Source organism: Nocardia sp. NPDC055002, from assembly GCF_053608825.1.
The window spans coordinates 1-20,847 of sequence record NZ_JBSGWE010000015.1 but is presented as its reverse complement, the minus strand read 5'-3'; the positions used below and the strand labels follow the sequence as shown (position 1 = coordinate 20,847).

The following is a 20,847-nucleotide window of genomic DNA, read 5'->3' as shown; positions in this document are numbered from 1 at the left end:
CGACACGCCCCGGATTATCGGGGCTGGACGGCGAAGCGGGGACCGGCAATAGTCCGGGGGTGCGATTGGGTGTTGTGGTGGCGCGGGCGGTGGCCGGTGTGGCGTTGGTGCTCGGGACGGTGGCGCCGGCAACGGCGGAACCGGTGAATGTGGCGTTCACGTGGACGCAGGAGTATCTGACCGCGCCCGACGGGACTCGGCTGCACGCCGATGTCCTCCGTCCGCCGGGGGTGGCCGCCGACGCGCGGACTCCGGTGCTGCTGACGGCCAGTCCCTATCGGGCGCACCTGGCATACCTGTCCCAGCCTCGCCCGGGTGGTGGGCCCTCGACCGACAACTTGCCGGTCGAATGGGCGCTGCGGGCCGGGTACACGTATGTGATCGTCGATCTGCGCGGATTCGGTGGGTCCAACGGGTGCCCGGATTTCGGCGGCCCGGGGGAGCGCTCGGATGTGGCGGCGGCGGTGGAGTGGGCGGCGAGCAGGCCGTGGTCGACGGGGCGGGTCGGCGTGGTCGGCACGTCCTATGAGGGATGGACCGGGATGATGGCGCTGGCCGCGAAGCCGAAGGGGCTGGCGGCGGTGGCGGCGTTCGAACCGGTCGTCGATCCGTACTCCTACCTCTACATGCAGGGCACGGCGTGGAAGTTCGGCGGGAAACCGCTGACCGAGGACGGGATCCGCCCCGCCGACACCGCGGGCGCGGAACACCTGGCCATCGCCTCGACCCCCGGCCACCCCGACGACGGCGACGAGTACAAAGCCAGTGCCGTCCAGATGACCCAGGACTGCGCCGCCCGCTATCTCGCCCTCACCACCGACCACAACGGCGCCGACCCGGACTGGCGCGAGCGCGACATGGTCGAGGCCGTCCGCGGCAACACCACCCCGATGTTCCTCGGCCAGAGCTTCCTCGACTCCAATACCCGTGCCGACCGCATCATCGAGGCGTGGGAAGCCAGAGGTCCCGGCGAGCATCGCGCCTGGTTCGGCCAGTGGGGCCACTCGGACTGCCGCGAGAAGTGCGGCACACCCCACTTCGCCTCGGAGCTCTACGCATTCCTGGACAAACACGTGGCGGGCGCCGATGTCGAGGTACCGGGCCCGCCGGTGACCGTCGGCCAGTTCGACGGTGGGTGGCGCGGTGAAACCGTCTGGCCGCCTACGGATTCCCGGCGCGCGTCGGTCGCGTTGCGCACCGGAGCCTTCAACGATCGTGGTCTACTGCCCGGCGCGGACCGGGAAATCTGGTCGATCTCGTCCCCAGTCGCCGAGCCCGTGCACCTCGCGGGCCGCGCCACTGCCGCGCTGACCCTCAGCGGCCCGCCGGAAGCGACTGTCGCGCTGGAGCTCTACGACATCGCCCCCGACGGACGCGCCACCGTCATCACCCGCGGTATCGCCCCGGTCCGCTCCGAATCCGAGGTCCGGCTGCTCTGGCAGGACGCTCGCCTGGCCACCGGCCACCGACTCGGCGTCCGGATCACCAACGCGGTCGACGACGTGTGGTCGCACACGCCGACGAACGCCGCCGTCACCGTCACTTCGGCCCGCCTCGACCTTCCCTTGCTCACCACCCCGCGGGAACTGGATCTCCCCGGTGGCGTCCCCATCTGGCACGCACGGTGGCGAACCGAGGAAACCATCGCACTCCAGCCGGAGATGGTGAACGACCCCGCACTCCGGATCGAACTCACGGCTCCGGCCGGGTGAGCGTCGCGCGGCAACCTGCCTGTCTGCCCAACTAGCGGCCGCTGCTTGTCGGGTGGTCTTGCGGTGCAGCAGAGACCGATTCGCCCCGCAGGGCGCGCGCGACCAGATCCGGATGGGTCAGCTGCGGGTAGTGCCCGGTGCCGGTGATCGTGGTGACCGGCCGATCGGTCGGCTCGACCAGTGGGTCGTCCGAACCGACGATGATGTCGACCGGAACGGTGACCCGGGTCAGTTTCGCGGCGAGTTCGTCTCGGGAGGCACCGGCGGCGCGCAGGGCCGCCCAAGTGCGCTGGGCGACACCAGGTCGTCGCAGATCCGCGAGAGCGGAGGTGATGGCCGGACCTTCCGGAATGCCCAGTCGCGCGGCCGCTTTCGCGGCGGACATCCGCTTGACGACCTCGGCGGCGATGGGCGAACCCGTCAGCCGGGAGGCGGGCTGCTGGAGGAACGCGGGCGCGATCAGTACCAGCCGTGACACCCGATCGGGGTGGCGCAGCGCGAATTCGATTGCGGCCCAGGAGCCCAGCGAATGACCGACGATGACCGGTCGCGTCCGCACCGGCGCCATCAGTTCCTCCATCCAGTCACCGGTCGACTGCGTGGACACCGCCGAGCGCCCGAGCCCGGGAAGGTCGGCTGCCAGGGTAGGGGCATCCAACTCCCGCACCACGTCGGACCATGATTCGCTGTCGAGCGGAATGCCGTGCAACAGCACATATTCCGGGTCGGTTCGCTCGCCGACCAACCATGTCCCGTCGCGGAATCCGGATTTCGGTGTGGGTGTGACGGTGCCGTTGCGGCCGGCGACGATCCCGTCGGCGTAGGTGCGCAGCAGCTCGTCGACCGGCGGGTGGCCGATGCCGAGACGCCGTGCGATGACGTCGCTTCGGCTGGTGTCGTACCGATCGCTGCTGAGGAAGGACAGCGCTTCGGGATCGGCATGGGTCAGGGCGCGGGGAAGCCGGCGTACCAGCGCGGTCGGCAGCGTGAAGCGCGGTGCGGCGACGTGCAGATGGTCGGCGACGAGCCGGATCAGTTCGGGCAGTACGGGAGTCGCGGCATCCAGCAGCGGATAGGATCTGCCGACCGTATCGGCTTGGGTGGGTAGCCCCACGATGAACCGGGCCACGTAGTCGAGATCGACCACCGGAACGAAGGTGTCAGCCGACCCCGGCAGCGCGGGCAACCGACCCTGCCAGAGATTGTCGATGATGTCGGAAAGCCCGAAGTACTGGCCGGGTCCGAGCACTCCGGCCGGATTCGCCATGGTCAGCGGGATGTCACGCTCGGCCGCGAGCCGCCGCAGCAGGGCATCGGCCTCGACCTTCGACGCCTCGTACGCGCCGTTGCCGTAGTCCTGCTCACCTCCGTCGTCGGCCGCGCGATAGCCGGTGATGTGGACGATGCGCCGCAGATCCGGTTGCCGTGCGGCCCATTCCAGCACGTGCACCGCCCCGTCGAGGTTGACCCGCCGCGCCACCTCCGCATCCAGCCCGAACTTCATCAACGCGGCCGCGTTGTACACATCGCGCACCCCTTCGACGGTGTCGCCCAGCGCGAGATCCGGTTCGCCGATATCGGTGGTGGTGATGGTCAAACCGGCGGTGTCGACACTCTGCCCGTCGAGCCAGGTCCGCAGCCGATCCTGACTACCCGCACGCAGCGCGGCGGTGACGGTGTTCCCGTTTCGCAGCAATTCGGCGACCACGGAGCGGCCGATGAACCCGGCGGCGCCGAAAACGATGGAGTCGGTGTGTGCCATGGTGTCCAACTTTCAGTAGACCGATTTACATATTTTCGGGATAAGACTCGAGCCGTGGGCCGGGAACGGCTCAGATCAGCACGTCGATGGTGTCGGCGAGGTGCTGAAGTGGTTGGCGGGACCGGTGGGTGCGGGCCAGTACCAGCCCGCCTTCGATCAGGGCGAGCGCGACCGTGGTGATCCGTTCGGGTTCGGGATGGCCGAATCCGATCAGTCGTTCCCGGATCGCCTCCTCCCAGAGCCGATAGGTCGCCGAACAGGCCTGCTGCACAGCATCGTTGGTCGATGCGGTGTCCAGCGCGACGGCCGCCACCGGGCACCCGATGGTCCAGTCCGACGCTTCCAGCTGATCGCCCAGCAGGTTCACCATCTTTCGCGCGAAATCTCGCGCGTCCGTCGCCTCGACCGTGCGGATGATCGTCGCGATGTCGGTGCCGCTCTCGGCGAGCGCCGCCGCCACCAATTCGTCCTTACCGCCCGGGAAATGGAAGTACAGCGACCCGCGCGGCGCACCGCTCTCCTGCACGATCTGATTGAGCCCGGCGCCGAAGTATCCGTGCGACTCGATCAGCGATCGCGTCGCCCTGATCAACTTGCACCGCGTCTCGGCTCCCTTTTTGCCCACCCGCTCAAACTAGACCGATCTACATATTTTTGCAACGGATCGCTCCTGTCGCGACCGGCCTTACTCGTGGCGTGACGCCAGCAGCTCGGCCGCGTCCTCGCAGAGCCGGCCGATAATGGCCGCCGCAGGCTCGATATGGGTCACCAATCCGACACCCTGACCCGCATCCACCGGTGCGAGCCGAGGATCGTCCTCCGCGATCGCCGCGCGAAGTCGGTCGGAATCGGGCACGTCGTCGCCTTCGAGTCGTGACCACGGATCCGTGAACTCGTTGCGCAGGACGCGCGCCGGATAGATCGGTGGCCAGGGCAGATCGAGGGCCTCGTCGAACGCGGTGGTGACAGTGGTGCTGCTGGAGTCGGCGGCGAGCATCGCGAGGCGGGCGGATTCGGGCAGCAGTGATTCCTCGGCGGCGGCCAGGCAGGTCCCGAGCCAAGCACCCGCCGCTCCCGCCGCGAGCACGGCCGCGAGCGTGCGCCCGGAGCCGATGCCGCCGGCGGCCAGGACCGGGACGGTCGCGATGTCGAGGACGGCGTCGAGCAGCGGCAGCAAGGCCAGCCGGTCGGCGCCGTGGCCGCCACCTTCGCTGCCGCGCGCCACCAGAATGTCGACACCCGCGTCCTGCGCGCGGTGGGCGCCCGGTGCGTCGTACACCTGGGTGACGGCGAGAATGCCCGCCGCCCGCACCTGGGGGACCCAGGAGAAATCAGTGCCGAAACTGACCGAGATGATCCGTGGACCCGCGGCGATCGCAGCCTCGAGCAGCCCGGTTTCGCGGGCGCGGACCCAGTCGACCAGCCCGATCCCGTCCGGTGCTCCGGCGACAGCCAGTTCGCGGCGCAACGCCGCCACCGACCCCGCACTGCCCATGCCGATCATCCCGAGCCCACCCGCCGCGCTCACCGCCGCCGCGAGCCGTCCACCGGCCGCGCCGCCCATCGGCGCGTTCACCAGCGGCACCCGCAGCCCCAGCGATCGTGACCACTGTGTCGACAGCGTCTGCTCTGACATCGGTGCACCTTTCGCCACGGCTATGACCCATCCATCATGGCAGCTGATCGGCGGAGCATTCCCGAAGCGATGCGTGCCGGGATCGGTGGGCTGGTGGCCGATTCGGAAAGGAATGGGTGACAACGAAATTCGTCACGCGGCTCGCTCCGGCGATCGGTGGCGCGCCGCGGGGAACGAACCTCGGCGCCGGATACGCGGTGGGCGTATGTTCGACGACAATGCCGGACGACGAGACAGGATGGCGATGACGATCAGAGATCGCGTCGAACAGCTGGTGACCGAGCCGCCGATCGTGTTCGGCGAGCCGATCGACACGTCCGGCGGCGCTACGGTCATCACCGTCTCGCGCGGTGGCGGTCCGTTGCGGCACCCTCGTCCGGTCGGTGTGTTCGTCGTCCACGAAGGGCGCGCGCACTGGACGCCCGCGATGGACGCCAATCGCATCGCTCAGCTCGGCGAATGGATCGGCCTGCTCACCGGGGTCATCGCGGCGCTGGCGATTCTGCGTCGCCCGCCGTGGCCGGACCTGCGCCGCCGGAGCCAGTGAGCCCGTACAGCGCGAGCGTTTCGAACCGCTGCCACGCCTGGGCCGGTGGTGTCGGCGCGGTCGGCTCGGTCACCGGACCCAGCACGCCGAGCAATGCCCACGACAGGAACTCGATCGTGCCCGCCGGCTGCTCCCCGAGGAGCTCACCGACCAGTTCGGCGACACACTGCCGGTAGGCGCGCACGACGGTGGCGGTGGCCTTCGGCCCGATCAGCGGGCGATACACCTCGGGATACTGCGCGGCGAGATGGAACATCACGCGCAGCGGCGCGAGCGGAGAACCCGGTGTTGTCGTGCGGATGATCTCGCGGCGCAGGAACTCGGTGCAGCTCACCAGCAGCAGGTCGTCCTTGTCGCGGTAGTGCGCGTAGAAGGTGGATCGCCCCACGTCGGCGCGGCCGATGATGTCGCTCACGGTCACCTTGTCGTAGCCGCGCTCGATCATCAGCTCGATCAGCGCTTTGTGCAGCGTGTCCCTGGTGCGTCGAACCCGGCGATCAGGGTGCTCGGCCATCGCTTCCTCCTGCACGGTTTCCCCGGATCTGTTCGATAACGGACACCTCCGGCGATTCTGCTCCTGGTGACGTGCGCGGCAGCGCCCGACGATGAACTCATGTCCCGAAATCAGCTTCTCACCCCCATGTTCGTCGACGACGCGGGCACCGGCCTGGTCATCGCGGGCCTGCGTCGCTACAACCTCTTCACCACGGTGTTCTTCCTGGGCAGGCACCGTCGTCTGCTCGCCGAATTCGTCACCCGTTCCGGTGCGCGCTCGGGTGCGCGGGCACTCGATATCGGTTGTGGGCCTGGCAAACTGGTCCGCGCGCTCGGCGATGCGGTCGGACCGAACGGCGCCGCGGTCGGTGTTGATCCCTCGGCTACGGCGGTCGCCGGCAACAGTGCCCGGGATCGCGCCACACACCATCGCTACGTGGTGGGCCCGGCACAGTCGCTGCCCCTGCCCGATGCCGAATTCGACGTTGTCACCTGCACTTTCGTCATGCATCACATCCCCGAGCCGCAGCGCGCCGCCGCGATCGCCGAGATGTGGCGGGTGCTGCGACCGGGCGGACATCTGCTGCTCGCCGACGCATCGCCCTCTCCCCGGATGCGGGCCGTGCTCTCCGTGTTTCTCGGACGCGGCGGCGATCCGTTCGCCGACGCCGACATCCGCCACTACGCCGATCGGGTCGAGGCGGTCGGCTTCACCGATCTCGGCTACACCCAGAGCCGCGACCAGACCGGCATCCTGACCGCGCGGAAACCGGTCGCCCATCACTGATCCCGGCAACCTGTCGGTGCCCTCGGCTAGGGTCGATCTCGACACGATCACCAATCGAGCACGGGGGTGCGGCATGGAGTTCGATCAGCGCGAAATCGAAGCACGGGAATTCGCCATCGCGGCACATGGCGACCAGCGCTACGGCGTCCATCCCTACATCACCCATCTCGCGGCCGTTCGGGGTGTCCTCGACGATTTCGGCTACGGCGGTGAACTCGCCCTCGCGGCGTGGCTCCACGACGTCGTCGAAGACACCCCCGTCACGGCGGAAGATGTCGAATCCCGTTTCGGGCGTGCGGTTCTCGATCTGGTCTGGGCGGTCACCGGCATCGGCCCCGATCGCAAGGCGCGAAACCAGAACGCCTACAACAAGATCGCCGCCCACCCCAGAGCCGTGATTCTCAAACTTGCCGACCGCACCGCCAATGCCGAGGCCAGCCCACCCGCCAGCAGCTGGATGGGCATGTACCGCACCGAACATCCCGCCTTCAAGGCCCACCTCGGCGGACTCCTCGCCGATGACCCCACCGTGGCCCGCATGTGGGAACGGCTCGACCGCCGCCTCGACCCGTCGGTGGCCCCGCCCATCGATCTGTGGGCCGACATCGACCAGCTGGTCGCGGCAGGCGAACACGACAAGGCCGTCGCCGCGGTACAGGCGGCTTTCGACTGCGACCCCGGCGAGGCGGAGTTGATCCTGGCCGAGCGCGCCTGATCCGACCGCTCGATCGCGCGCCCGATCAGGCTGTCGGGTCACCGCGGATGGCTGACCGGTCCATGGCCGCCAGTTGAGTGGCCGCGGCCGCGGCGAGTTCCTCGTCCAGTTGCTCGTGGCCGGACGTGCCACCTCCGCCCGGGCCGCCGTCGTCAGCGATGACACGTCGGGCCGAGAGGTGAATCGCGTCCACGCCTGCCCGGTGTAGTGCCGCGATGTCGTCGACGGTGATCCCGCCACCCGCCATGATCTGGATGCGGCCTGCCGCGTGTACAACCATCGCGGCCAGCTCATCGAGTCCCGCGGCGCAAGCAGATGCCCCACCCGAGGTGAGAACCCTGGTCATGCCACCGGCGATCAGGGTGTCCAGCGCGGTCTCGCGGTCGCGAATCTGATCGATCCCACGGTGAAAGGTCAGCTCTATGCCTTCGACAGGAACGTCATCGAGCACACGGCTCAACCCTTCGACGTCGACCCGGTGGTCCGGGGTGAGCGCCCCGATCACCAGCCCGGCGGCACCGGCCGAAATCGCCGCCCGCGCATCGGCGTTCATCACCGCCAGTTCATCGGCGTCAGCGTATATGAAGCCCCCTGCCCGGCACCGGATCAGGACGTGGACGGGAATCCCGGTTCCCACCACAGCCTCGATCGTTCCGATGCTGGGCGTGAGCCCACCCGTACTACCCAGCGCCGCACACAATTCCACCCGATCCGCCCCGACGCGGCGAGCACCGAGCGCGCCCGCCGCGTCCTGCACCGCGAACTCGAGGGCGGTCACGTCAGAACGACTGCCAGGCAGGCTTGTTCGCCAGCGCGTACTTGTAGTAGTCCGCCAGCTTCAACTTGCTCGCCGCGGCCTCGTCGATCACCACGGTGACATGGGGATGCCACTGCATGACCGAGGCCGGGCAGAACGCCGACAAGGGCCCTTCGGCGGCGGCGGCGATCGCATCGGCCTTGCCGGCGCCGAGCGCGATCATCACCAGATGCCCGGCCTCGTTGATGGTGCCGAGGCCCTGGGTGAGGACGTGATGCGGCACATTCTCCGGCCCGTCGAAAAAGCGCGCGTTGTCCTTACGCGTCTGTTCGGTCAGTGTCTTCACGCGCGTGCGCGAGGTGAGCGCCGACCCGGGCTCGTTGAACCCGATGTGCCCATCGGTGCCGATCCCCAGCAACTGCACGTCGACCCCACCCGCGGCGGCGATGGCCGCGTCGTACCGGCGGCCCTCACCCGCGACATCACCGGCCTCCCCGTTCGGGCTCAGCACCCGTGCGGGATCCAGGTTCACATGGTCGACGAACTCCGACCGGATGACCGAGAAATACGACTGCGGATGATCTTTCGGCAAACCGACGTACTCGTCGAGCAGGAAGGCGCTGGCGGTGGTGAAGTCCAGCTCGCCCTCGCGGTACCGGCGCGCCAGCTCCTGATAGCTCCCCAGCGGCGACGACCCGGTAGCCAAGCCGAGGATCGCGTTACCGCCCTGCACATAGCCGCCGACGATATCGGCGACCGTACTCGCCACTTCGTTTTCGTCAGCCCGGATCACGATCTCCATCAGATTCCTTCCGTTCCGGCGACGAGCACGCGCCGCGGCCGCAATGACTGGTCGGTGACAAGAATGTCGGCACGCGCGCCGACGGTGAGACTGCCGCGTTCGCCCTCGAGACCGAGGACACGAGCAGGGGTTCGAGTCGCGGAGACGACCGCATCGGACAGCGGTATGCCCGCGACGTCGACGGTCCAGCGCAGCACGTCGACGAGCCGTGCCGTGCCCCCCGCGATCGCCCCGGGCGAACCGTCGTCGGTGGCCAGCCGGGCAACGCCGTCGTGCACCTGAACATCGAGAGCGCCCAGCCGGTAGTCGCCGTCGCTCATGCCCGCCGCCGCCATCGCATCGGATACCAGCGCGACCTGATCCGGGCCGATGGTATCGAACACCATCGTCACCGTCTCCGGCGCCAAATGCACACCGTCAGCGATCAATTCGACCACCATCTGGCCTCGCCCGGCCGCGGCCAGACAGGCGGCGACCGGCCCGGGGGAGCGGTGATGCAATGCGGGCATCCCGTTGAACAGGTGCGTGGCGGTGACAGGGCCACCACTGGCCTCGGCGATGCGCGCCGCGGTGGTCGCGGCATCGGCATCGGTGTGCCCGAGGCTGGGCAGCACATCATGTCGGCGCATCGCGGCGAGCAGTTCATCGAAATGCGCGGTTTCGGGAGCCACTGTCATCGACCGCACCGTGCCGCGCGCGGCCGCGTAGAGCCGCTCGAACAACGCGGGATCGCCGGGAATGATCGCCGCGGGATCCTGCGCCCCGCAGCGGATCGCATTGATGAACGGGCCCTCGAGATGCACCCCGAGCAATGCCCCGTCCTCGACAAGATCGGCCAGCATCGCCGCCTGTGCGACCAGCACCTCCGGCTGATCCGACACCAAGCTCCCCAGCAGCCCGGTGGTGCCGTGCGCCCGATGATGCGCCGCCGCGACCCGAGCGCCGTCCGCATCAGCATTGGGAAACCCGAACCCGGCTCCACCATGACAGTGCAGATCGATCAATCCCGGAAGTATCAGATCGTCACTGGATGCTGGAAGACTTTCCGGTGCAGAATGATTCGCTACATCGCCGACCCAGGTGATCAGCCCGTCCTCGAATTCGACGACGCCGTCGGCGATGTCACCCTCGACCGTCCCGACGAGACGACCGCGCACGATTCCCGTCACCACGAACCTTCCCCATCACCGCAGCCGTGCCCGGCTCCAACACCTGAACGACCCGATACGGCATCCACCACAGCGATCGCGGACCGCCACCGGACACCGCATCGCGATCCGGCCGACGGCTGGACCGCGTGCACAACAACCTTTTTCACGCCCGCCCGATGATCGCCGCGACCGCCGCACGCCCAACCTGCGGATTCCGTGCCGCACGCGCAGCATCGGCCGCGTCCTGGCACCGCTGCGCATCCACCGCGGCCAACGCAGCCCTTACCGCGGGCAACGCGGGCACCGACATCGACAAACTCGTCACGCCCAGCCCCACCAGCACCGGCGCCAACGTCGGATCCGACGCCGCCTCACCGCACACCCCCACCGATTTACCCGCCGCCGCGCCGGCCGCACCGACCATCGCGATCAGGTCGAGCACCGCGGGCTGCCACGGATCGAGCAGCTGCGCGAGCCCGCCCGCCATTCGATCCACCGCGCACGTGTACTGGCTCAGATCGTTGGTTCCGATGCTGACGAAGTCGAGATGCGCGAGCAGATCAGCGGCACGCAACGCGGCCGCCGGGATCTCGATCATCGCCCCGACCTTGGTCAACCCGGATTCCCTTGCCAGTGACGCGAATCCGGCAGCCTCGTCGGCGGTGGCGACCATGGGCGCCATCACCCACAGGTCGGCGCCCGTGGCCTCGCCCGCACGGGCGAGAGCCGTGAGCTGCGTGGCCAGAGTTTCCGGGAACACCGTGCCGATCCGCAGCCCGCGCACACCGAGCGCCGGATTCTCCTCGGTGCCGAGATCGAGAAACGGCAGCGGCTTGTCCGACCCGGCGTCGAGTGTCCGCACTACGACTCGTCGACCGGCGAACTGTTCGAGAACCGCTGTATACGAGGCGGTCTGCTCCTCCAGCGATGGCGCGGACGTCTTCCCGAGATACATGAACTCGGTGCGGAACAGGCCGACCCCCTCACTGTCGACGGGTCCGGCCTTCGCCGCGTCGTCGACGGTGCCGATGTTCACCAGCAGATGCACCGGCGTCCCATCAGCGGTATGTCCCGGCCCGCTGGCCGCCGCGATCCGCGCTTTGGCCGCCGCTGCCTGTTCGAGAGCTGCCCGCTGATGCTCGGGACTCGGATCGATCACGACCTCACCGGTGGTGCCGTCGAGCAGCACCGGTACACCGTCGACGAGCCGATCGGTATCCGGACAGTTCACCACCGCGGGCAAGGCGAGAGACTTCGCGAGAATCGCGGTGTGGCTGGTCGGCCCGCCCTCGGTGGTGAGCAACCCGACCACATCACTGTCACCCAGCATCGCCGTATCGGCAGGTGCGAGATCCCGTGCCACCAGCACGAACGGATACCCCGGCTCCGGAATGCCCGGCATCGGCAGCCCGAGCAGCACCGCGACGGTCCGCCCGCCGATATCGCGCAGATCGGTCGCCCGCTCGGCCATGTACCCGCCGAGTGCTTCCAGCTTCGCGCAGAATCCCTCGAACGCCAGGTGCACCGCGTGCGCCGTCGGCATCCCGGCGGCGAGCTCCTTCTCCGTGGCGGCGACGATGCCCGGATCACGGGCCATCGTCGCCGACATCGAAAGAATCTCCGCCGCGACACCACTCACCCGCGCGGCCCTGGCGGTCATCTCGTCGGACACGCCACCGAGCGCCTCCTTGACCCGTGCGAGCTCGTCGGCGACCGAGCCGCCGACGGGATCGTGCGCCGACGTCTCGAGCTGCGAACCGAACCGCAACCACGGCGCGCACACCACGCCCGAGCTCACCCCGAGTCCACGGATCACCTGTTCGGCCATCAGGCGGCGTCCAGGTCCGAGGCGATGAGTTCGGCCAGCTGGTCCAGAACGGCATCGGCGCCTTCGGCGTGCAGCGTTACCTCGGCCCCGTGTCCCGCACCCAGCGTCATCACCGCGAGCACGCTGGCCGCATCGACCGGTTCGCCACCTCCCAGCGAGATCCGCACCGGCACCCCCGCGGCTTGCACGGCCTGCGTGAGTTTCGCGGCGGGCCGCGCGTGCAGCCCCACCTCGGATCCGACGATGACGGTGCGGGTGCTCATTGCCTCACTCACCTTCCAGTTTCTTGTCCAGCTTCGTTTCGACTTCGGCGACCGAGGGTGCGTCGGTTCGAGTATCGCCCGTGGCGGTCTGGGCAGCCTCCGCTTCGACCAGGGCCGCGTCGGGCACACCGGCTTCGACATCGGTTTCCGCCTCGCGACCCGGCGTGCGCAGGTTCCACTTCTTGATCACGAAGCTGAAGAGCACGTAGTAGATCACCGCGTAACCCAGCCCGATCGGGATCAGCATCCAGGCATTGGTGGCCTTGCCGAAGTTCAGCAGGTAGTCGATCGCACCGGCGGAGAACGTGAATCCGTCGTGGATACCGAGCGCGTTCACCAGCGCCATCGACGTGCCCGTCAAGATCGCGTGCACCACATACAGCGGCCACGCCACGAACATGAACGAGAACTCCAGCGGCTCGGTGATGCCGGTGACGAACGCGGTCAGACCGGTCGACAGCATGATGCCGCCGACCAGCTTCTTCTGCGACGGCCGCGCGTTGCGCCAAATGGCCAGCGCGGCAGCGGGAAGCGCGAACATCATGATCGGGAAGAAGCCCGTCATGAACGTTCCCGCGGTCGGATCACCGGCGAAGAAGCGGTTGAGGTCACCGCGCACGAGCTGGCCGGAGGCATCGGTGTAGTCGCCGACGAGGAACCAGACCGTGGAGTTCAGGATGTGGTGCAGACCGGTCGGGATGAGCAGGCGGTTGGCCGCGCCGTAGATGCCGCCGCCGACGACCGAGTTGTCCGCGACGGTCTCGCCCACCCAGGTGAGCGCGGAGTTGAAGGCCGGGTACAGGAACGCCATGCCGACGCCGACGACGAGGCCGGTGAACGCGGTCAGGATCGGCACCAGCCGCCTGCCGTTGAAGAAGCCGAGGAAGTCGGGCAGCTTCGTGCGATAGAACCGCTGCCACAGCATCGCCGACAGCAGACCCATCACGATGCCGGCGAGGACGCCGTAGTTGATCAGCGCCTGCGCGCCCTTCGGGTCGGTTTTCCCTTCGAGCACGATCGGTGACATCGCTTCGAACACGCCGTTGATCACCATGTAGCCGACCACCGCGGCCAGCGCCGTCGACCCGTCGGCCTTCTTCGCCCAGCCGATCGCGATACCGACGGCGAAGATCAGCGGCAGCCAGGTGAACACGGCCTGCCCGGCTGCCGAGATGACCGAGGCGGTGCTCTCCAGCGCGGAGAAGCGGCCGAGGAGGTCGTCCTGGCCGATGCGCAGCAGGATGCCCGCCGCGGGGAGCACCGCGATCGGCAGCATGAGGCTGCGACCGAGGCGCTGCAATCCCGCGAACACCTTCGATTCTTGTTTGGGTGTGTCGGTAACGGCAGTCATGTCGACCTTCTTCGTGCCGGCTTTGCGGCGGTCTCGGCGAGGGAGGACCGGCTTGCCCGCCGATCCGGGTTAACTGTTGTGAACCGGTGTACCTGACGGGTACTGTCCGGTCATAACCAGTTGCCAGTTTGACCAGGTGGAGGTCGGATGTCAACCGCTGAATATGATGTGGCGCACATTCGAGACTCCCATACTGGTACTGGCAACCACCGCCGAAAGGGAGAACAGATGTCCAAAGCGGAAGCGATCGTCCAGGGCTTGGGCGGCGCGGACAACATCGTCGAGATCGAGGCCTGCATCACCCGGTTGCGCACCGAGGTGAAGGACGGTAGCAAGGTCGACGAGGCCGCTCTCAAGGCCGCGGGCGCCCACGGCGTCCTCAAGTCGGGCACGGTCGTGCAGGTCGTCGTCGGCCCCGAAGCCGACACCTTGGCCGACGACATCGAGGACATTCTGTGAGCATCCCGGTCATCGCTCCGCTGCCCGGCAAGGTGGTGGCCCTGTCCGAGGTCCCCGATCAGGTCTTCGCCGAGCAGATCGTCGGGTCCGGCATCGCGCTCGACCCCGACCGCACCCGCGGCACCCTGATGGTGACGGCCCCCATCGCAGGCAAGATCCTCAAACTCCACCCCCACGCCTTCGTCATCTTCGGCAACGGTGTCGGCGTCCTGGTCCACCTGGGCATCGACACTGTGAAACTCAAAGGCGAAGGCTTCGAACTGCTCGCCACCGAAGGCGACACCGTGGAAGCCGGCGCCCCCATCGTCACCTTCGACCCGACGAAAACCGCCGCCACCGGCTACTCGGTCATCTGCCCCGTCGTAGTCATGGACTCGGCAAAAGACTCCGTCTACACCGACACCATCGGCACCATCGTCGAATCCGGCAACCTCCTGTTCGATTCGCCGTAGCCACCCTGACCTGCTGCTGAACCTTTCGGCGGGCCGACCCGTAGTCCGTATCAGCGGGTCGGCGTCGATCCGTATCGCGTCGACAGGAGGGTGACCGGTGACCGGGGCTGAGCAATCCAGTGAGCAGTTCGCCGAGCGGTTGTTCGGGGCCGCGCTCGGGGCCATCGATATTCTGGCGGTGCATCTCGGGGATCGGCTCGGCTGGTATCGGGCGTTGGTCGAGGGTGGGCCCGCGGATGCGGGTGAGTTGGTCGCGCGGGCGGGTGGGGATCGCCGGTACGCGCAGGAGTGGCTCGAGCAGCAGGCGGCGACCGGGATTCTGACGGTGGCCGCGGACGGGCGGTTCGCCCTGCCCGCCGGCGCCGCCGAGGTTCTCACCGACCCGAACAGTCTCGATTACCTTGCGCCACTGGCTCGTATGCTGGCCGGTGCCGCCGTCCAGATGCCCGCGTTGGTGCGTGCTTACCGTGATGGCGGTGGCGTGGGCTGGTCCGACTACGGCGCCGACATGCGCGAATCCCAGTCGGACATGAACCGCCCCTGGTTCGAGCGGCGTCTCGCGACAGATCTGGCCGGGGTCACCGATATCCACGCGCTGCTGTCACGCCCCGGTGCCAAGGCTGCCGACATCGGCTCAGGCGGCGGCTGGTCCGCGATCGCCCTTGCCCGCGCCTACCCGGAGCTGGCGGTCGACGGCTACGACATCGATCAGCCCTCGGTGCGGATGGCCACCGAAAATGCCACCGAACTCGGCGATCGCGTCCGTTTCCACCACACCGACGCCGCCACCGACCTCCCCGAATCCGCCTACGACGCGCTGTTCGCGTTCGAGTGCCTGCACGACATGCCACACCCCGTCGCGGTGCTGACCTCGATGCGCAAAGCCCTGCGTCCGGGCGGCGCGGTGATCATCATGGATGAGGCCGTCGCGCCGGAATTCACCGCGCCGGCGAGCGATATCGACCGCCTGATGTACGGGTTCAGCCTGCTGGTCTGCCTGCCGGACGGCATGGCACATCCCGGCTCCGCGGGCACCGGCACCGTCATGCGCACGGCGAAACTGGGGGAGTACGCCGAGAAGGCAGGTTTCACCGCCGTGGACGTCCTCCCGATCGAGAACTTCGGATTCTGGCGGTTCTACCGGCTCACGGTCTGATCGGCGAGCTGTTCGGTCTCGACCGTCCAGCGCCTGGCGAGATCGTCGAAATAGCGCTGGCTGCTCCACAATCGGTAGTTGCCGATCACGTAGACCCGCCGCCGAGCCCGCGACACCGCCGTGTTGAGCACATTCGGATTCGTCGCCGCCCACCGTCGCGACCCGCCCGCCGCGGGTGATGTCCCCAGTATCAGCACCACGACCTCGGCCGAATTGCCGTGCATCGCATGGACAGTGCCCACCTGCCGCTCCGCGAACTCCGCACCGAGCACCTCACGCGCGATCTCCTGCGCGCCATGGGCGACGTCGCGGAACGGGCTGACCACACGGATATCGGCTGCTGCCACCCCGTCCTCGGTCAACCGCGCGAGCAAGGCGGCGAGCGCTTCCCCTTCGCCGGGGATCCAATTGCCTTCGGCCCGTGCGGATCGGACATCGATCCACCGATCGTGCCCGGGAAACTCCGGTCGATCCGGCGTGGCGAACACCAGCAGATCGTCGTCATAGGCAATGTGATGCGTGAGCTCGAAAATCGGCCGGTCACTGCGACGATGGACCCGCAGCGGGGTGCCGACCCACACCGGCGCGACCGAATCGGAGGGCATCAGCCAGGTCCCGTACCGCACCCCACGGTCAGCCGCCTGGCGTGCCGACGCCTGATCCGGCATCCACTCCGCATCGAGCCCGTACTGCTGTACGAATGCCTCCTGCGCCGACGTGGGCAGCACACCGACAGGTCCCAGCTGACGATGATCACCGACGATCACCGCCCGCCGAGCCCGCCACAACCCACCGGCCACCGACTGCGGCGCAGCCTGCCCGGCATCGTCGACGAACAGCCATCCGATGGCCTCGGACCCCAGCCCGGCGAACAGCCGGGGCAGCGCGGTGAAGGTCGTGGTGATCATCGGCACCGCGAAGAACAGCGTCTGCCACGCCGCCGCGACGGTTTCCGGCTTCGGCTCCACCGCGAGCTCACCACGGATCAACGCGATGGCGACGATGAGATTGTCGCGAATCCGCGGGGCCGCGTTGAGCAGAAACGCGCGGTGCAACTTCAATGCCGACAGGAACAGCTCACGCCGCGCGCTCGCGTAGTGCTCGTCCGCCCACGGGTTGCACAGCTGGAACTGCTCGTCGTCGCCCGCCACATCACCGAACGGGATGGTGCGCGACCAGTTCTCGCGCCCCCGCTCGATAACGTCCAGCGCCGCCGCCCGTCGCTCCGTCAGCTCGACGTGTTCGCGAATCAGCGTGCGGCCGTGCTCGGCGGCCTGCGCCCACTGCTCCCGCGTGTACTCGACCTCGGTCTGGCGCCGCCGCATCTCCGCCTCGGCGATATGTCGTTCGCGCAGCAATTCGTTGCTGCGCGCACTCCACCGCCGTCCGGCCCGGAATCCTGTCGAGAGCGACGCCACGAACCCCGGCTTCTGCCCACCGTGCTCGCTGAGGAATTTGCCCGCCCGGTGGTGCGCGGCCTGCGCGGCCCGCAGATGCTCGGTGGCCAGCTGATGACGTTCGCGCCAGTGCGCGTGCGCGTCATCGGCGTTGGCGATCTCGGCCGCCGTCGACTGCAACCCCGCGTTCATGGTCGGCAGCTCGGCGACCGCGTCGGCGACGTTCTGGCGCGCCTGCGCGAGTCTGCGCACCTCGGCGCGGCGAGTGGTGAAATCCCGCACCGCGGTCGGCCAATCGGGAATCGAATCCGGGTCGGCCTCGGCCTGCTTGAGGATGTCGAGCATCCCGCCGTTCGGTGTGCCGGCCTTGCGCTCGGTGGCGAATCGGTCCCCGAACCAGAACTGTTCGGCGAACGTGCGTCGGGTCCCGCCCAGCGCTGCCGCGACCAGCCCCCACGCCGGTGCGCCGCCGACGAGTTCGGCCAGGTCGGTGAAGTGATTGAGCTCGCCATCGATCGCGTCGCGATGCTGGATCTCGGCGACCACATCGGCCGCGGTGGCGTCGCTGCCGGTCGCCAGCACCACTTCGAAGCCGGTCACACAGTTCGCCAATCGGTGCGCGCCCACCGTGTAGTTCTTCGCCACCTGCACCTGCTCGGTGATTCCGGCGAACACCGCCATCGGATCGTCGAACGCCGCCAGCTGCGCGGCCCGCTCGACCAGAATTCCGGCCAGCAGGTCTCGCAGCATCGTCGTCGTCCCGGTGCCCGGCGCGCCGTGCACCGCGAAAATGCCCGCGTCGTCGCGCAATTCGGCCAGTGCGCGATCGACCGCGAACTGCTGTCCGGAGACCAGTGGATCGCCCGGCCAGCGTCCGTCCGGAATGAGGTGCGGGAGCAGGCCCTCGACGACCGCGTCCTGGCGTCGACGGACATCGATCCGGTCATCGAGCGGCAGCGATTCCGCCGCCGCGAGATAGTCACGCAGTGCCGCACCGATATCGCCGCGCTCCACCGCTTTCGCGAGCTCGGCGAGGTCCGTGCCGAGCCCGCTGTTCAGGCGATCCTCGGCGGCATCACTGTCGGCGTCGCGCGCCGCGACCTGGACGCACGCCACCCGCACACCGCCGGCCCGCAATTCCGATCGAATCCCCAACGCGGCACACAGTTCACCGGTGAAGATCTGCAGGTCGCGGCCGGTCAATCGGGGGGCCTCGACCACGTCGTCGTCAGGCCGGACGGCAAACCGTTCCGCGAAGGCCAACGCCGACATCCCGGCGAGACCGGGCGAGATGACGCCATCCGCCCCCGCCGCGAGCACCGAAGCCGCTACCCCGCGGCCCGCCACGTCCAGCGCACGCCACCGCGGCGCCGGACCCATCTGTTCGGCATCGGGGTGAGTTTCTCGCGTCAGCGTGTCGAGCGCGGCGGTGAACGCCGCCGAGTCGTGGTCGAATCCGTCGGCCCAGCCGATGTCGCCGGGCCCCGGTGCGCGCAGCCGGTTCACGGCCCACGCCAGCCCCGACAACGTCGCCGAGCCTTCGACAACCAATCCGCCGTCGGTCAACGTCACCGCGAAAGCCGCTGTGGTCCCGGCCCGTCGGGCGTCGGCCTCCAGCTGATCCTCGCCGAAGGTCCGCACCAGCGCTTCCCGCGCGCGCCCCACCTCGAACAGTCCGCCGTACACGACGAACTGCCACACTCGCCCGGTTTTCAACGCGGGCAGCGCGGCGAGGTTTTCCCATGGCGCGCGGTCGTCGGGCGCGAGATCGACCACCAGTCCGTCGGTCTCGACGTCGGGAACCAGCTGCGGACCGAACAACTCCACGGTCTGCCAGAAACGCACGAGCCGCGCGGCGTGCTCGGAACCGCCCACGATGCACCCCAATCCGGTCGGCGATCATTGCAGACAACCCCGATCACGGTACGCGATCCGGATTCCCCGAGCACGTCACCCCGGCGGTCCCGCCTGCCGTGGCGAGAACATCGGCGCTGGTCCTGCCGCCGCGGCGAGCACCTCGCCGCCCACAACCGCCCCGGAAAACCCTTTGACCCATCAACCTCGCGCCGCGCACGCTGAGACCATGGACGACTTGGCCCACGCCGCAGACCGATTCGTGCTCGGTGAGCTCAACGGCGAGGACCTGTCGATGGCCGCCGCCGAGGCGCTCGCGCGTGGACTCGACAGTCCGGCATTGGTAGCGCTCGCCTGTCTGCACCGGACGGACTGTGGCGCTGCTCCCGAACTGTTCCGCACCGCGATGGCCGAGCTCGGGCTCGTGCACGACTGGAGGGCGTGGGAAGTCGACGTCAGGGTCGGGCTGGCACGAGCTCACGCGACAGCCCTGCTGGCAGATGATGCCGCGCCGGCCGACCACCTGGGTGAGATCACCGGTCAGCTTCGGGAGCTCGCCGGATACCCGGACCCACCCGCACCGGATCTGGAAGACCTGGCCAGGGAGTTCGAGGTGATGTCGGAGTACCTGGAGTTCGCCGACCCCACCACCATCCGCGAACAGATTCGACAGGGGTGCCGCAACCTCATGGCAGGACCGCCTTACGCACTGGTGTCCCCACCTCTCGTCACAGGACCTCCCGTGCGGCGGTCGGCACGGCCCGGCAGATGGCGGCAGTTCATCGCTTCTCTGCGCTCCCGGCACGCTGTCAGCGCAGAAGCATCTCCGCCACGGCTTTCGGCGCTGCCAGCCATTCACGAACGTTGTTGCGTACCTCGGTGACCTGTCTGCACTCGCAATAAGCCACCACCCCGTCGGCCTCGATACCCGCGGCCCGGCACAGCGCGACCGCGCGGGGGAGGTGGTGATACTGGCTCACGATGATCGCCCGGTCGATGCCGAACAGCGACTTCGCCCGCTCGCAGGTCTCCCGAGTGGAAAGGCCGGCACGATCGGATCGGACGATGGCCGGGTCGATGCCGTGGTCGAGCAGATAGCGCGTCATCGACGCGATCTCGTCGCCCGACGAACCGCCGGCATCCCCGGACAACAGAATCTGCTCGGCCTTGCCCGCTTCGACCAACTCGATCGCTACATCGAGACGTCCCCGTAGATAGGCCATCGGAGTTCCGTCCGTCCCGACTTTGGCACCCGGGACGATCACGACGGGTGCGCTGGGCGCGGCCGCCACATCGCTTCTATGGCCGGACGACAAAGTCCACATAGCGATGTTCGCCCCAGCCGTCACCAACACCAGGCCACCCGCCACGACAAGTCCGGCTCTCGCGATGCGACGCAACCGCCGACGCTTCCCGCTATGTTCCTCCGCCATGCGCACTTTCATACATGAACACTGCGAAAATATCCCCTGACTAGGGGATTTGACATCGCAATTGTCGGCACGTAACTTTATTCCAGTCAGAGCGACACGGACACCGACTCAGCCGCCCAGCGGCCGAGACACGAGGTAGGACGATGAGCGCCTGACTGACTGCGTGTTCAGACGGACTCGGTACGGATTTGCTTCCGGCCGGTTGTCTGAGCTAAGTTTGAACCCTTGCCTCACCGAAACCCCGACGAGAAGTTGTGGGTAGAAGTGTGTGCGTGTGTTCTTTGAGAACT

At 68.2% G+C, this 20,847-nt stretch carries 20 protein-coding genes; 8 read left to right on the top strand and 12 right to left on the bottom strand.

Annotation, left to right across the window (positions count from 1 at the left end; genetic code table 11):
• Window positions 1-59 precede the first annotated feature (59 nt).
• Window positions 60-1,712, top strand: coding sequence for a CocE/NonD family hydrolase (locus ACWF99_RS33165; RefSeq protein WP_452538326.1), 1,653 nt, complete (start codon window positions 60-62; stop codon window positions 1,710-1,712).
• A gap of 31 nt (window positions 1,713-1,743) precedes the next feature.
• Here the strand turns inward: ACWF99_RS33165 and ACWF99_RS33160 are convergent, their stop codons facing one another.
• The 3 genes from ACWF99_RS33160 to ACWF99_RS33150 all read right to left on the bottom strand — a co-directional run bounded on the left by ACWF99_RS33160 (window position 1,744) and on the right by ACWF99_RS33150 (window position 5,110).
• The gene (locus ACWF99_RS33160; protein ID WP_452538325.1) at window positions 1,744-3,474 is read right to left on the bottom strand and encodes an alpha/beta fold hydrolase; all 1,731 of its coding nucleotides are present in this window, start codon (window positions 3,472-3,474) and stop codon (window positions 1,744-1,746) included.
• A gap of 70 nt (window positions 3,475-3,544) precedes the next feature.
• A complete protein-coding gene (locus ACWF99_RS33155) occupies window positions 3,545-4,099 on the bottom strand; it encodes a TetR/AcrR family transcriptional regulator (RefSeq protein ID WP_378639219.1) in 555 nt (184 codons plus the stop codon).
• A 60-nt stretch (window positions 4,100-4,159) separates the two neighbouring features.
• Window positions 4,160-5,110: an NAD(P)H-dependent flavin oxidoreductase gene (locus ACWF99_RS33150; RefSeq protein WP_452538324.1), complete on the bottom strand. Its 951-nt coding sequence runs from the start codon at window positions 5,108-5,110 to the stop codon at window positions 4,160-4,162.
• A 244-nt stretch (window positions 5,111-5,354) separates the two neighbouring features.
• Here ACWF99_RS33150 and ACWF99_RS33145 point away from each other — a divergent pair, with 244 nt between their 5' ends.
• Window positions 5,355-5,657, top strand: coding sequence for a hypothetical protein (locus ACWF99_RS33145; RefSeq protein WP_378639225.1), 303 nt, complete (start codon window positions 5,355-5,357; stop codon window positions 5,655-5,657).
• Here ACWF99_RS33145 and ACWF99_RS33140 read toward each other — a convergent pair.
• On the bottom strand, window positions 5,593-6,171 hold the full coding sequence (locus ACWF99_RS33140; RefSeq protein WP_378663572.1) for a TetR/AcrR family transcriptional regulator: 579 nt from the start codon (window positions 6,169-6,171) through the stop codon (window positions 5,593-5,595). The genes ACWF99_RS33145 and ACWF99_RS33140 overlap by 65 nt on opposite strands.
• Window positions 6,172-6,270: 99 nt before the next feature.
• Between ACWF99_RS33140 and ACWF99_RS33135 the strand changes: the two genes are divergently transcribed.
• Window positions 6,271-6,939, top strand: coding sequence for a class I SAM-dependent methyltransferase (locus ACWF99_RS33135; RefSeq protein ID WP_452538323.1), 669 nt, complete (start codon window positions 6,271-6,273; stop codon window positions 6,937-6,939).
• Window positions 6,940-7,012: 73 nt separating this feature from the next.
• A complete protein-coding gene (locus ACWF99_RS33130) occupies window positions 7,013-7,654 on the top strand; it encodes an HD domain-containing protein (protein WP_452538322.1) in 642 nt (213 codons plus the stop codon).
• Window positions 7,655-7,679: 25 nt separating this feature from the next.
• Here the strand turns inward: ACWF99_RS33130 and ACWF99_RS33125 are convergent, their stop codons facing one another.
• From ACWF99_RS33125 to ACWF99_RS33100, 6 genes are all read right to left on the bottom strand, one after another.
• A complete protein-coding gene (locus ACWF99_RS33125; RefSeq protein WP_452538321.1) occupies window positions 7,680-8,432 on the bottom strand; it encodes a copper homeostasis protein CutC in 753 nt (250 codons plus the stop codon).
• 1 nt (window position 8,433) lies between these two features.
• Window positions 8,434-9,213, bottom strand: coding sequence for a glucosamine-6-phosphate deaminase (gene nagB, locus ACWF99_RS33120; RefSeq protein ID WP_452538320.1), 780 nt, complete (start codon window positions 9,211-9,213; stop codon window positions 8,434-8,436).
• Complete coding sequence (locus ACWF99_RS33115) at window positions 9,213-10,385, bottom strand: N-acetylglucosamine-6-phosphate deacetylase (RefSeq protein ID WP_452538319.1); 1,173 nt, start codon at window positions 10,383-10,385, stop codon at window positions 9,213-9,215. Before ACWF99_RS33115 ends, nagB begins: the two co-directional genes overlap by 1 nt.
• A gap of 142 nt (window positions 10,386-10,527) precedes the next feature.
• Window positions 10,528-12,192 carry a phosphoenolpyruvate--protein phosphotransferase gene (gene ptsP, locus ACWF99_RS33110; protein WP_452538318.1) on the bottom strand — a complete coding sequence of 555 codons (1,665 nt, stop codon included), beginning with the start codon at window positions 12,190-12,192 and terminating at the stop codon, window positions 10,528-10,530.
• On the bottom strand, window positions 12,192-12,455 hold the full coding sequence (locus tag ACWF99_RS33105; protein ID WP_378663552.1) for an HPr family phosphocarrier protein: 264 nt from the start codon (window positions 12,453-12,455) through the stop codon (window positions 12,192-12,194). The genes ptsP and ACWF99_RS33105 overlap by 1 nt, the downstream gene beginning before the upstream one ends.
• Window positions 12,456-12,459: 4 nt before the next feature.
• Complete coding sequence (locus tag ACWF99_RS33100; protein WP_378663549.1) at window positions 12,460-13,806, bottom strand: PTS transporter subunit EIIC; 1,347 nt, start codon at window positions 13,804-13,806, stop codon at window positions 12,460-12,462.
• Window positions 13,807-14,034: 228 nt separating this feature from the next.
• Between ACWF99_RS33100 and ACWF99_RS33095 the strand changes: the two genes are divergently transcribed.
• The 3 genes from ACWF99_RS33095 (at window position 14,035) to ACWF99_RS33085 (ending at window position 15,873) form a co-directional block, all read left to right on the top strand.
• Window positions 14,035-14,265: a glucose PTS transporter subunit EIIB gene (locus ACWF99_RS33095; RefSeq protein WP_101469146.1), complete on the top strand. Its 231-nt coding sequence runs from the start codon at window positions 14,035-14,037 to the stop codon at window positions 14,263-14,265.
• Window positions 14,262-14,717, top strand: coding sequence for a PTS sugar transporter subunit IIA (locus ACWF99_RS33090; RefSeq protein WP_452538317.1), 456 nt, complete (start codon window positions 14,262-14,264; stop codon window positions 14,715-14,717). The genes ACWF99_RS33095 and ACWF99_RS33090 overlap by 4 nt, the downstream gene beginning before the upstream one ends.
• 97 nt (window positions 14,718-14,814) lie before the next feature.
• The gene (locus ACWF99_RS33085; RefSeq protein WP_452538316.1) at window positions 14,815-15,873 is read left to right on the top strand and encodes a class I SAM-dependent methyltransferase; all 1,059 of its coding nucleotides are present in this window, start codon (window positions 14,815-14,817) and stop codon (window positions 15,871-15,873) included.
• Here ACWF99_RS33085 and ACWF99_RS33080 read toward each other — a convergent pair.
• Window positions 15,855-19,145 carry a DEAD/DEAH box helicase gene (locus ACWF99_RS33080; RefSeq protein ID WP_452538315.1) on the bottom strand — a complete coding sequence of 1,097 codons (3,291 nt, stop codon included), beginning with the start codon at window positions 19,143-19,145 and terminating at the stop codon, window positions 15,855-15,857. The genes ACWF99_RS33085 and ACWF99_RS33080 overlap by 19 nt on opposite strands.
• 208 nt (window positions 19,146-19,353) lie before the next feature.
• Here ACWF99_RS33080 and ACWF99_RS33075 point away from each other — a divergent pair, with 208 nt between their 5' ends.
• Complete coding sequence (locus ACWF99_RS33075) at window positions 19,354-20,007, top strand: hypothetical protein (protein WP_452538314.1); 654 nt, start codon at window positions 19,354-19,356, stop codon at window positions 20,005-20,007.
• Here the strand turns inward: ACWF99_RS33075 and ACWF99_RS33070 are convergent.
• Window positions 19,934-20,569 (bottom strand): SanA/YdcF family protein, encoded by a 636-nt coding sequence (locus tag ACWF99_RS33070; protein ID WP_452538313.1) that lies wholly within the window; start codon window positions 20,567-20,569, stop codon window positions 19,934-19,936. The genes ACWF99_RS33075 and ACWF99_RS33070 overlap by 74 nt on opposite strands.
• Window positions 20,570-20,847: the final 278 nt, after the last annotated feature.

What these genes read in the sequence shown, in the direction of transcription:
- ACWF99_RS33145 (WP_378639225.1), top strand. Translation starts at nt 5,355, where the DNA reads ATGACGATCAGAGATCGCGTCGAACAGCTGGTGACCGAGCCGCCGATC.
- ACWF99_RS33100 (WP_378663549.1), bottom strand. Translation starts at nt 13,806, where the DNA reads ATGACTGCCGTTACCGACACACCCAAACAAGAATCGAAGGTGTTCGCG.
- ACWF99_RS33095 (WP_101469146.1), top strand. Translation starts at nt 14,035, where the DNA reads ATGTCCAAAGCGGAAGCGATCGTCCAGGGCTTGGGCGGCGCGGACAAC.
- ACWF99_RS33150 (WP_452538324.1), bottom strand. Translation starts at nt 5,110, where the DNA reads ATGTCAGAGCAGACGCTGTCGACACAGTGGTCACGATCGCTGGGGCTG.
- ACWF99_RS33070 (WP_452538313.1), bottom strand. Translation starts at nt 20,569, where the DNA reads ATGAAAGTGCGCATGGCGGAGGAACATAGCGGGAAGCGTCGGCGGTTG.
- nagB (WP_452538320.1), bottom strand. Translation starts at nt 9,213, where the DNA reads ATGGAGATCGTGATCCGGGCTGACGAAAACGAAGTGGCGAGTACGGTC.
- ACWF99_RS33075 (WP_452538314.1), top strand. Translation starts at nt 19,354, where the DNA reads ATGGACGACTTGGCCCACGCCGCAGACCGATTCGTGCTCGGTGAGCTC.
- ACWF99_RS33160 (WP_452538325.1), bottom strand. Translation starts at nt 3,474, where the DNA reads ATGGCACACACCGACTCCATCGTTTTCGGCGCCGCCGGGTTCATCGGC.
- ACWF99_RS33105 (WP_378663552.1), bottom strand. Translation starts at nt 12,455, where the DNA reads ATGAGCACCCGCACCGTCATCGTCGGATCCGAGGTGGGGCTGCACGCG.
- ACWF99_RS33130 (WP_452538322.1), top strand. Translation starts at nt 7,013, where the DNA reads ATGGAGTTCGATCAGCGCGAAATCGAAGCACGGGAATTCGCCATCGCG.
- ptsP (WP_452538318.1), bottom strand. Translation starts at nt 12,192, where the DNA reads ATGGCCGAACAGGTGATCCGTGGACTCGGGGTGAGCTCGGGCGTGGTG.
- ACWF99_RS33135 (WP_452538323.1), top strand. Translation starts at nt 6,271, where the DNA reads ATGTCCCGAAATCAGCTTCTCACCCCCATGTTCGTCGACGACGCGGGC.
- ACWF99_RS33140 (WP_378663572.1), bottom strand. Translation starts at nt 6,171, where the DNA reads ATGGCCGAGCACCCTGATCGCCGGGTTCGACGCACCAGGGACACGCTG.